The 12359-nt window shown below is 57.7% G+C and carries 5 protein-coding genes; all 5 read left to right on the top strand.

The genetic code is table 11. The features are described 5' to 3' along the window. Window positions 1-111 precede the first annotated feature (111 nt). The 5 genes from HMPREF3153_RS06215 to HMPREF3153_RS12430 all read left to right on the top strand — a co-directional run bounded on the left by HMPREF3153_RS06215 (window position 112) and on the right by HMPREF3153_RS12430 (window position 12347). Window positions 112-4836, top strand: a complete 4725-nt coding sequence (locus tag HMPREF3153_RS06215; RefSeq protein ID WP_070420342.1) for a type I polyketide synthase — start codon at window positions 112-114, stop codon at window positions 4834-4836. Continuing rightward, window positions 4836-6383: an acyl-CoA carboxylase subunit beta gene (locus HMPREF3153_RS06210; protein ID WP_070420341.1), complete on the top strand. Its 1548-nt coding sequence runs from the start codon at window positions 4836-4838 to the stop codon at window positions 6381-6383. The genes HMPREF3153_RS06215 and HMPREF3153_RS06210 overlap by 1 nt, the downstream gene beginning before the upstream one ends. 510 nt (window positions 6384-6893) lie before the next feature. Beyond that, a complete protein-coding gene (locus HMPREF3153_RS13220; protein ID WP_080548614.1) occupies window positions 6894-7202 on the top strand; it encodes a DUF362 domain-containing protein in 309 nt (102 codons plus the stop codon). Window positions 7203-8737: 1535 nt separating this feature from the next. Further along, on the top strand, window positions 8738-9928 hold the full coding sequence (locus HMPREF3153_RS06205) for an MFS transporter (protein WP_005529499.1): 1191 nt from the start codon (window positions 8738-8740) through the stop codon (window positions 9926-9928). Between the two features lie 64 nt (window positions 9929-9992). Beyond that, a complete protein-coding gene (locus HMPREF3153_RS12430; protein WP_168161716.1) occupies window positions 9993-12347 on the top strand; it encodes an ATP-grasp domain-containing protein in 2355 nt (784 codons plus the stop codon). The last annotated feature ends 12 nt before the right edge of the window (window positions 12348-12359 follow it).

Below are 12359 nucleotides of genomic sequence, written 5' to 3'. Positions count from 1 at the left end.
GTGAGTTGTAAACGTGACGGAAGTTAACAAAATGAGACAATGAACCGATATATATTGCATGCGCCGATTTGTGCTGCGCAAAAACTTCCCAATTAAAGAAAGCTAAATTAGATGACTGTTGAAGAACTAAGGGGCTGGCTGCGCAACTGGGTCGCGCAAACGACCGGCTTGTCCACAGACGAGATCACGGATACCAAGCCTTTAGAAAACTTCGGCCTGTCCTCCCGCGATGCAGTTGTACTTTCCGGTGAACTGGAAAACTTGCTGGGTATGAAGCTCGAGCCTACTGTCGCTTACGAGTACCCCACCATTGCATTGCTGGCGGATCGTCTAGTCAACGGTGGTGGGGCAGCTGCGCTTAGCGACGCCTCCAGCTCCGCCACTCCCCGCAGCACCGGCATCATCGGTGGCGACATCGCAGTCATCGGTGAGGCTGGACGCTTTCCGGGCGCCGAGAATATTAAAGAGTTTTGGAACATGCTGGTGGAGGGCCGTTCGGGAACCGGCCCGCTGCCGATGGGCCGCTGGTCAGAGTATGCCTCGGATCCGGTGGTGGCGGACAAGATCGCGACCCAAAACACCGACGGCGGCTACATCGAAGACATCGCGGGCTTTGATGCTGAGTTTTTCGGTTTGTCTCCGCTAGAGGCTGCCAACATGGACCCGCAGCAGCGCATCCTCCTCGAGCTGGCATGGGAAGCACTCGAGGACGCAGGCCTGCCTGCCAACCAGCTGCGCGGCACCTCCACTGGCGTCTACATGGGCTCCACCAACAACGACTACGGCATGCTCATCGTCGCTGACCCAGCAGAGGCGCACCCTTATGCCATGACCGGCACCTCTTCCGCGGTGGTGGCCAACCGTATTTCTTATGCCCTGGACCTGCGCGGCCCGTCCATCAACGTCGATACCGCGTGCTCCTCCTCGCTGGTGGCCGTGAGCCAGGCCGTCAACGACCTGCGCGCCGGCGCTTCCGACGTCGCTCTCGCCGGCGGCGTCAACATCTTGGCTGCACCGCACGCCTCGACCGGCTTTAGCGAGCTGGGGGTTATCTCGCCGACCAGTGCTATCCACGCCTTTTCGGACGACGCTGACGGCATCGTGCGTTCTGATGCAGCGGGCGTCCTCGTGCTCAAGCGCCTTGCCGACGCCGAGCGCGACGGCGACAACATCCTCGCCGTCATCAAGGGCACCGCGGTCAACTCTGACGGCCACTCCAACGGCCTGACCGCCCCGAACCCAGACGCGCAGGTCGACGTCCTCGAGCGCGCCTACGCTGACGCAGGCGTTGACCCGCAGCTCGTCGACTACGTCGAGGCCCACGGCACCGGCACCATCCTCGGCGACCCAATCGAGGCCACCGCCCTTGGCCGCGTGCTGGGTTCTGGCCGCACCATGGCTGCCCCGATGCTGCTGGGCTCCGCAAAGTCCAACATCGGCCACTCCGAGTCCGCAGCGGGCGTCGTGGGCATGATCAAGGTCATCGAGGCTATGCGCCACGGCGTCATCCCGCCGAGCATTAACTTCTCCGCGCCGAACCGCTACATCGACTTCGACAACGAGCACCTTGAGGTCGTCGAGGACCCACGCGAGTGGCCTGAATACTCCGGCCAGAAGGTCGCGGGCATCTCCGGCTTCGGATTCGGTGGTACCAATGCGCACGTGGTCATGACCGATTACCGCGGCCTGCCAGCAGAGACCGCCCCACAGGTAAGCGTGGGCGACGATGCCCCAGTCTCCCTCCCGATCTCCGGCCTGCTGCCTTCCCGCCGCGCCGCCGCGGCTGGCCAGCTCGCCGACTTCATCGAGCAGGAACACCCTGACCTCCTCTCCCTTGCGCGTACACTTGCGCGCCGCAACCACGGACGCTCCCGTGCGGTGGTGACGGGGACGAACGAGGAGGACGTCGTCAAGCGCTTGCGCCAAGTAGCCGACGGTAAGGTCTCCATGGGCATCGCCTCCGCGGACTCGCCGTCCGTGCCGGGCCCTGTGTTCATGTACTCCGGCTTTGGCTCGCAGCACCGCAAGATGATCAAGGACGTGCTGGAGATTTCTCCTGCGTTCAAGGATCGCCTGGAGGAACTCGACCGCATCGTGCAGTTCGAGTCTGGCTGGTCCATCCTGGACATCGTTGCTGACGACGCTCAGACCTACGACACTGAGACCGCCCAGGTCGCGATTACCGCCATCCAGATTGCGCTGACGGACCTACTGGCTTCCTTCGGCGTGCGCCCGGCGGGAGTTATCGGCATGTCGATGGGCGAAATCGGTGCAGCTTACGCTTCGGGTGGTCTGTCGGCTGAAGACGCCATGCTCATCGCCGCACACCGTTCCCGCCTGATGGGCGAGGGCGAATCCTCCCTGACCGAGGAGCAGCAGGGCGCCATGGCCGTAGTGGAGCTGACCGCCGAGGAGATCGAGGCACTCGACGGCAACATCGAGCCCGCCGTCTATACGGGCCCCGGCATGACCACAGTGGGCGGCCCGCGCCCTGAGGTCCTTGCGCTGGTGGAAAAGCTCGACGCAGAGGGCAAGTTCGCCCGTGCACTCAACGTGAAGGGCGCAGGACATACCTCGGCGGTGGAGCCGATTCTGGGTGAGCTCTATGCAGATATCGCTGGCATCGAGCCGCGCCCGCTGCACACGACGCTCTACAGCTCTGTTGATCGCGGCGAGATCTACCGCCCAGGCGCGGTGGTCCATAACGAGGACTACTGGATCCGCATGACTCGCCAGCCGGTGCTGCTGCAGGATGCCACGGAAGCGGCGTTTGCCTCCGGTCACACGCAGATTGTGGAGATCTCCCCGAACCCGATTGCGCTAATGGGCCTGATGTCCACGGCTTTTGCGGTGGGCAAGTCCGATGCGCAGTTGCTGTTTAGCTTGAAGCGCAAGGTCGACCCCACGGAGTCTTTGCTGGATCTGCTGGCCAAGCTGTACGTGGCAGGTGCGCCGGTTGATTACAGTGCGGTCTTTGGCTCGGGCGCGCTTGTCGACGCCCCTCACACCCAGTTCAAGCGCCAGCGCTTCTGGACCAACGCTCGCCCGTCTTCGGGTATTTCTGGCCTGCCGGGCGCACGCGTGAATCTGCCGGAGGGCAAGGTGGCGTTCTCCACGAATGCTGACCAAGCGCCGTCTGCTCTGGCCATCTTGGAGGCCGCTGCTGAGGCAGTGAGCCCGGGTGCGCAGATTGTGGCTTCGGAGGAGCACGGGGACCTGCCGCCGCAGGGCGAGGTGTCCACGGTGGTTACGAAATCGCTGGGTGGACTGTCCATTGCGGTGTACTTCGTGAATGGTCCGTCGACGCAGCTTATCGCGGAGGGGTTTGCATCGGCGCTGAGCTTGGGCGATTCCGGTATCCCGGGCGTGGCAGAGATTCCGGTTCCGGTTGAGGCTCCGGCTGCGTTCACTGAGGCCAACGACATCGAGGCCGTGCGCTGGGACCCAGCGACGGAGACCGTGGAGCAGCGCCTCTCGCTCATTGTCTCGGAGTCCATGGGCTACGACGTCTCTGACCTGCCGCGCGAGCTGCCGCTCATCGACTTGGGCCTGGATTCCCTGATGGGTATGCGCATCAAAAACCGCGTGGAGAACGACTTCCAGATTCCGCCGATGCAGGTGCAGGCGCTTCGCGACGCCTCCCTCGCCGACGTCATCACCATGGTCGAGGAGGCCGTCGCCGGCGGCTCTACCGAGCTGCCGGAGGCTGCTGCCGCAGAGTCTGCGGAGTCTTCAGGCGGCGAGGCTGAAGGCGTGGGCGTAGCCCCGCGTGATGCCTCGGAGCGCATGGTATTCGGCACCTGGGCCACCTTCACCGGCAAGGCCGCAGCGGGCGTGACGTCGCCGCTGCCGGAGATCGACGAGGCGACGGCCAAAGGCATTGCTGAGCGTCTCACCGAGCGCGCCGGGATTGAGGTCAGCGCCCAGCAGGTCCTCGAGTTCGATACTCTCGAACCACTTGCCGACCTCGTCCGCGAGGGCCTCGAAACCGAGGTCGAGGGCAACATCCGCGTGCTGCGCGAAGCCGACGGCCCCGCCGTGTTCATGTTCCACCCAGCCGGCGGCACCACCGTGGTCTACCAGCCGCTGACCCGCCGCCTGCCGGAAGACGTGGCGGTATACGGCGTCGAGAGACTCGAGGGCTCCCTGGAGGAGCGTGCGGAGGCTTATATCGAGGACGTCGTCAAGCATGCGCGTGGCCGTAAGATCGTGCTCGGCGGCTGGTCCTTCGGTGGCGCCCTGGCGTATGAGGTGGCTTATCAGCTCGCCCAGCGCAAGGCCCGCGGCGAGGAGAGCGTGGACGTGGCGTTCATTGCGCTTCTGGATACCACCCAGCCTTCCGACCCAGCACCAGACACCCTCGAAGAGACCAAAGCCCGCTGGGGTCGCTACGCAGCGTTTGCGAAGAAGACCTACGGCCTGGACTTCGAGCCGCCTTACGAGATGCTCGAGACCATGGGCGAGGATGCCCTGATGACGATGCTCGCCGAGTTCCTCTCCACCACCGACGCCTCCGAGCACGGCCTGGCAGCGGGCGTGCTGGAGCACCAGCGTGCTTCCTTCGTGGACAATCAGATTCTGGGCAAGCTCGACATGCGCCGCTGGGCCGAGGTCGACGTCCCGGTCTTGTTGTTCCGCTCCGAGCGCATGCACGATGGCGCCATCGAGCTCGAGCCGCGTTATGCGGAGATTGATCCCGATGGCGGCTGGGGAGTTATCGTTAAAGATCTGGAAATTGTGCAACTGCAGGGTGATCATCTTGCGGTCCCTGATGAGCCGGCCATCGGTATCGTGGGCAAGCACATGAACGATTGGATCGAGGAGAAGATTCGGTAGTGACTACCACTGCTCATAAACTGGACGACCTGCGCCAGCGCCTTGAGCGCGCGCAGGACCCAGGCAGCGAGCGCTCCCGCAAGCGCCGCGACGACGCTGGCCGCTCAACCCCGCGCCAGCGCATCAACGCGCTGCTGGACGAGGGTTCCTTCGTGGAGACTGGCTTGCTGGCCAAGACCCCGGGTGACCCAGACGCGATTTACTCTGATGGCGTTGTGACCGGTTACGGCCGCGTCAATGGCCGCCCCGTGTGCATTTACGCGCATGACAAGACGGTCTATGGCGGTTCGGTGGGCGTTATCTTCGGCAAGAAGGTCACCGAGATCATGGACATGGCCATCAAGATTGGCTGCCCGGTTATCGGTATCCAGGATTCCGGCGGCGCCCGTATTCAAGACGCCGTGACCTCCCTGGCGATGTACTCGGAGATTGCCCGCCGCCAGCTGCCGCTTAGTGGTCGCAGCCCGCAGATTTCCATCATGATGGGTAAGTCTGCAGGTGGCGCGGTGTATGCGCCGGTGACAACTGACTTCGTCATCGCTGTCGACGGCGAGGCAGAGATGTACGTGACTGGCCCGAACGTCATCAAAGAGGTGACGGGCGAGGAAATCACGTCCCACGACCTTGGTTCGGCGCGCCAGCAGGAGCTCAACGGTAACGTGAGCGCGGTGGTTCCGTCGGAGGAGGACGCGTTCGATCTCGTGCGGGACCTGCTGGATCACCTGCCGTTGACCTGCTTTGACCCGGCACCTGAGTTCGATGCGCCTTCCGACGGCGAGGTGGCCGAGGACACCGAACTCAACGAGTTCATGCCGGATGACACCAACGCGGGTTACGACATGTTGGAGCTTTTGGCGCAGCTTGGCGACGACGACGAGCTCATCGAGATCCAAGAGAACTACGCCCCCAACATGATTACCGCCTTCGGCCGTATCGACGGCAAGGCCGTGGGCTTTGTGGCGAATAATCCGATGCACTTGGCGGGCTGTATTGACGCCGATGCTGCGGATAAGGGCGCCCGCTTTATTCGTATTTGCGATGCTTACAACATCCCGCTGGTGTTCGTGGTCGATACGCCGGGCTACCTGCCGGGCGTGGAGCAGGAAAAGGCTGGTCTGATTCACCGCGGTGCGAAGTTCGCGTTTGCTGTGGTGGAGGCGACTGTGCCGAAGGTGTCGCTGATTGTGCGCAAGGCTTATGGCGGTGCGTACGCGGTGATGGGTTCGAAGAACCTGACCGGTGACATCAACCTGGCGTGGCCCACGGCGCAGATTGCCGTGATGGGTTCGGCGGCGGCTGTGGTGATGATTGCGGGCAAGCAGCTCGACGCCGCGGAGACGCCCGAGCAGCGTGCGATGACCAAGAAGATGTTCATGGACTTCTACGACGAGACCATGACCGCGCCGTACGTGGCTGCCGAGCGTGGCTACTTGGATGCGATGGTGGAGCCGAATCAGTCGCGCTTGGCGCTGCGTCAGGCGCTGCGTCAGCTCGCTGGCAAGACGCAGCATGACCTGCCGAAGAAGCACACCATCTCCCCGATGTAAGTCCCTAGCTATGGGCTGTTGAAGCGGCGCCGTCAAGCAGGTGTGTAACGCCGAGCGGTGGGCTGCACGATATCTTTAAGTGAAAACATCCTCGGAAATAAGGAGTAGGAAAAATGCTGTCCAGCATTCTTGACCTCAGCGGCGACGTTATCAACCTCGTTATCATGCTGCTCAACCGCGTCGGCGTGACCATCTCTGGTTCGTCCCTGAGCTCGAAGTAGCGTTCGCGCGCACCCCTCTGCACGGGCCTCTTCTGGCCGTGTAGAGGGGTGCTTCGTTTTACGCTCGGTTGGTGGTTTCTGGTGTACACGACGGCACTAGACTTATGCTAGGCGAACTCGGGGCGGATCGGAGTTTGCCGGGCGTTATTCTGTCCGTCGAAGAAGCTCAATCCATGGTTTCGTTCAAGATAAATAAAACAAATCGCGTGTAATGATGGACACTAGCTAAGACGAGATGTAAGGTACATCACTATCAAAGGTGTTGTTAGAGGGATGGGGAGAATGCCTCATGGCGTTAGACTTGACAGCTCGTATTCAGCAGCGAAAACCTGATCCGCGCTGGAAACGCCTTCCGCGTTTTATTGCGGGGGGCGAATGTATAAATTGTCAAGAATGTGTTAGACGTTGCCCAGTTGCTTTTGCGGCAATCGTGGTTCTTGATCATGGACCTGTGATAATCCCCGAACTCTGCTCAGGTTGTCCGCAGTGTGTGAAAGCTTGCCCGATGGATTGCATATATGAAGATTTGGAGGGTCAGCGCAACGGTACCCCTGAAGAGCTTTGGAAAAAGGTAGAGCAACGTGAAAACGAATTTTAGCCGGCTTCCAAGCCGAAAAGGCGTGCAAGCCGGCGCATCAGAGCCGAACTGTTTGGACGTTGAGTCGAAGTTTCATTCACTCTGGTCTGCAATGGAACGTCAAGTAGGGGAAGGAATCGAGGTTTCTCGCTGGATAGACAAATTGCTTTCGTTTGATGGACGTTTGACCGGAAGTGAGGCGTTGATCAGTCTTTCCCCGCGTGAGAAAGTCTTACGACGATTGCTTCGCGATTCTGATTGGAACCCTTGTGGTGAAAAAGACGATCAGGTCGCGCTACGAATCTCCCTTCTAGTGCATGGAAAGATCAAGCTAGAGGTTTTCCCAACTGAGGAGAAGGTAGATTGCCTCCGTGAGGATGAAATCGGTTATCGAACTGTATTTTGCCCTGACCTGTCCCAAGCGGTTGAACGTGAATTAGAGAGCTGTCAGAGCAGTTCGATTTCCATTAGTCGTCGCGTATCGCTTGTGATCAAGGAATATCATCAACGAGGAGAGCTCGCCCGAAGGGTTCGAAGTGTGAATCAAGCGCTCCGGGAAATTCCTCCGGTTTGTTGCTATTGGAATGGCGAAGCTGTTCAGAATTTCAGGGAGCCTAGGTCTCTGCCGAGCCAGCAAGACTGCTCAGCTCATGTTTTAGACTTTACTGAAGAGGAGGTCCTAGGCCCGGTTACTGCACGAGTCCTGTATTTTTTCCGGGCCTGTGAGCTCTTGAAAGCTGGCGGTCCGAATTCGCTCGAAACTCTCAACGGTCAAGATCGTGGGAGTGTAACGAAGCGTCGGCTTCCGCAAGGTTTAGAAAATGAGAAGTGTCGACGGATCGAGGGCGTTACCCGTCGCAAGATTGTATCGGAAGTGGACATTACTAACTCTGCCGAGGGAGACACGAACCCCTCGAAGCTCTGCGAGGACCGAGAGTACACGCTCGCAGGTTTTGTCGAGCTGGCCTCTGAAACTATTGAACAGATAAAGTTTCAGACGCGAAGCGACGTTGTTATGACCAGGGGATTTCGGGAGATCGGGGCGCTAAGGAAGGCTCTTGATGAGGGGACGATTGAAGAGCTTTCCCGCTTTGACATGTACTCACATTACTGTTGGGTACTAGGCGGGGATCGGCATACTGAGGACGAGCTACACGCAATTTCGTCTCGAATGCGATACAACTCGTGGCATCTTCAGCCTTGGGGAAACACTTCGCCGGCGGAAATGTGTCCAATGAGGTATCACCCAGCTACTCTGCCAGATATTTCGTCTAACCTGGACTTTCACCATACTGGACACATTCGATACTCCGTAAGGCATGCGATTCGAGCCCCCTATTCTCTGAGCCATGGAGGAGAACAGCTTCTTGGTTTCGGTGATATTAGAGCAATGCGACAATCCGGAGAGCGCTATACCGATGAGGACCTCATGAATTGTGTCACGGCTTCGCGCCGAATGGGGGAATACCTCAGTGCACTGTTGGAACAATCATCTGTGACTGAGTTTTCGGCTGAAAGTTGTCGTTTTCCTGAATCCTTGGGCGATCGGATAGCAAATGGTTGTTGACGCACGTGTGACGCGGCTGGCTCGATATAGTTTTGTGTTTGACTATTTTCTGTCGCATCTCGGCTACTTCGCTGTGATGCCGATTCTGGCGCTCTGGCTTCCCGATAAGGTTTCTCCGTTCATCGCTGGTTGTGCGATGGCTGCCTTTGGCATTTCGGTAAGAGCATCAACCTTGGTGATGGGGAGACTCCTACGGTTGCTCCCCTTCGCTGCGGCCATGCAGATTGGTCTAGTTGCCGCGTCAGTTTCTTTCTTTATTATCGGATTGCAGCCTAATGTGGCGATACTCGTCGTTGCCTTGCTCTTGGCTGGAGCAGGAATAAACATGAATGGATCGAGTATTCGGCACTACCTTGTTGAATCTGAAGCATCTGAGACGACTAAGTTAGAGATTTTTGGATCGATCAATATTGCGGTGAACGTCTCGGCAGCGGTCGGGCCAGTCATCGGCAATGTCTTGTTCTCATCGGCGTCGAATGTGATCTTTTTTTATACCGCTGCGTGCTACTTGGCCGCTGCAGTTGTACCGGCGTTGACGTTGTCATACAAGCTAAGACCTCGGAAAGCTGACGTCCGGGGTTCCTTTGCTCGTAGGGTAATTCAGCCCCTAGGCAAGGCACCTGTGCGTTGGGTTGTTCTCGGCGTGGTGGTTGGGTACATGCTTTATAGTCAGCTCTTTTCTTCCATAGCGGTAGCAGTCAGTGCGCATTACACGTCGCCGGTCATCCGAGGAGCGGTATTTGCGGTAAATGCCCTTTCGGTGGTACTGCTTCAGCCTCTGGGTACGCGATTGATTAAGAAAGCACGAGATAGCGGACTATCGAATCAGACGTTGGTGCTGGTTTCTCCTTTAGTTTTTGTAATTGCCCTGGTCGCGGTGAAAATTAATCCATTTCTTGGGATCATCATTTTTTCTTTCGCGGAGACTCTTTTTATTCCGCTAGTGGATGCAGCGCTTCTTTCGTTACCAATGACGGGTTCTTTAGAAGCGGTTCAGGCGCGACAGTTAGTGGTTGCCACTGGGGAAGGAATCGGTCTTGGGCTTGGTGTCATCGTTGCTCCTCAATGGATCGCGTTGTCTGCTGCCGTGCTTATTGTCTGCTGCTTTGTTGTGCGCTTAATGAGTGGAGAACATGACGCTAAACAATGCGACAAGGGTCCATCCTCGGCTAAGCATTGAGAGCGCGGCTATTGACACTGAAACTGACAAACCAACAAACAGATCAATGAAAAAGGCGATGAATATGAAATTGAACGAACGCTTTGCAGATGGTTCCGGCAGTTCTCCTCGAACGCTGACGCTAGTGATGTTTGGCTATAATCACGAGGCACTTTGCGCTCTTGCCGAGGCAGACACAGAATTCTGCGTCATCGTGGTGGAGGAGCGTTCACTGTATGAAAAGAAGGGACTCGAAAAGCGATCTGCTGATCCTCGAATTCGATCTGTTCTTTCGCGGTGGGAGTGGTGCGAGTATCAGAACAACTCTGATGCAGCTGTTGAATGCATCCGTGAGCTTTTAAAGGATACGCATATCGATGGCATCGTGCCGGGCTTGGAGTATGCCGTAGGTGCTGCCAATGCTGCAGCTCGCGCCGTCGGCCTGCCGCATGCAGGGGAAGATGCTCCCTTACGAGATAAAATTGCGTTCCGCCGCTGTGTGGGCGGAGTTCAATGGACTGAGGTTAAGAGCGAAAGCGACATCTTCGAGCCTCCCTGTGTGATTAAGCCAGCGAACCGTCAAGCCTCACTTGGTGTCTCAATCATTCGTTCATCAGAAGAAATTTCGTCGGCGTGGACTCATACGTCGACCGCACGCGAACCTCGCCAGGAAGCGGGCCGACCATGGGATACTCGCTACATTTGCGAGAGCTTGATAGAGGGAGATGAGACGTCGGCCGAATGCCTCGTAGTCGATGGTGATGTGGTGTTTCTGAACATTACGAGCAAAGAGACTAGCGGTGCCGTGGAATTAGGACACGAAGTAGGACAGCACAATCCTGGGGTGGAGGAGGCCATGCGGGACTTGGTGTCGAAATTGGGGGTGCAGACCGCTCTACTGCATGCCGAATTCAAGGGCACCACACCCATCGAATGCGCAGGCCGCCCACCAGGCGACCGAATCATGCTTCTCATTGGTCGGGCGTGGGGAGTAAATCTCTATGAGCAGTGGGCACGTGCTATGTGTCAATATGCGGTTTCAGTGCCACAACAACCTAGTTCTTCAGCAGCTATTCGCTTCATTCATGCGCCGCGGGGTTTGGTACGGAGCATTGAAGATCCAACGGGACATGGCGTTATCACAGTTGAACCGAATACCTGGGTCTCCGAACTAGCATGTTCGTGGGACAGAGTAGGTTTCGTGGAAGCTGATACGCATGCGGACGCAGTTCGCCGCGCATCGCAGGTTCGTTTCAAGATGGCCAACGATGTAGTTCTCTATCTCAACCACCGGAGGACTGCAGCGGAATGGACACCAGCGTTCGAAGCATCTGATGGTGCGGTGCTTCTCACTGACAAGGAAGTTCGACCTGCCGGCATCGTAGAGACAGTGCAGCTCGATACCAATGACCAAGATGCTGTCACTGCAACAGTGGATGAATTGTCATCCCGCTACGACATCCGTGGAGTTGTCACTTTCAGCGACCGTGATGTAGAGACGGTGTCCTTGCTTGCCGATAAACTCGGCCTTCCTGCACCATCGCAGGCCGCTGCTCTGAAGGCACGGAACAAATTTGAGATGCGAAAGGCCGTGCAAAGTATCGCACCGCATATGGTTCCTTCCTTTTCGTTTATTGAGCCGGGGGATAATGCACAATCGGTAATGGAGGGTGCAGGAATCACGGTCCCGTGTGTGGTTAAGCCAGTGGATGCTTCTGGATCTCGAGGGTTTTCCCTGTGCCATACGGCGGACGAAGTCTCGGCTGCGGTGTCCCGATGGGGCGGACCGATGGTAGTGGAGGAGTTACTGACCGGAAGTGAACACAGCGCTGAGGGATATGTGTACGAGGGGGACGTTCATCTCATAGGCGTGACAGATAAAACGACTACAGCTAAGTTTCGATTGGAAATTGGGCAGGTTTTTCCATCGGCCGTAGAGGGCATTCAGGATGCGGTGAAGCCGCTTCTACAAGCGACAATCAAAGCCCTCGGAATCAATAATTGTGCGTTCCATATGGAATTCTTCTTTGATGCTAGAACATCAACAGTTAAGTTGGTCGAGATTGCTGCTCGACCAGGTGGAGACTACATTGCCTCCCACTTGGTACCGCAGGTAACCGGTGTATCCTTCGCTCGTGATTTGGTACGCATTGCAACGGGGCAAAGACCTTCATTTGCAGTGCCCCGTGATGGCTATGTGGCGGCAACATTCAAGCTACATACTGATAAAGAGGGAGTACTTAAATCTATGGGTCAGCTTCCTACTGCTCCTATCGTCGTAGAATCCCAACAACACGTGCATGTCGGCGATGTGATTACGCAACCCCCTGCCGACACATTGAGTTCAATCCTTGCGGAAGTTGTAGTAGTCGCGGCGTCTCGGAGAGAGATTGAAGCTTTTGAATCGAGACTTCGGGAAGTGGAGGTCGTCGTTGAATAAGCAACGAATAGG

This window comes from Corynebacterium sp. HMSC06C06, from assembly GCF_001807295.1.
GTDB lineage: Bacteria > Actinomycetota > Actinomycetes > Mycobacteriales > Mycobacteriaceae > Corynebacterium > Corynebacterium striatum.
This window is presented reverse-complemented; position numbering and strand designations above follow the sequence as displayed.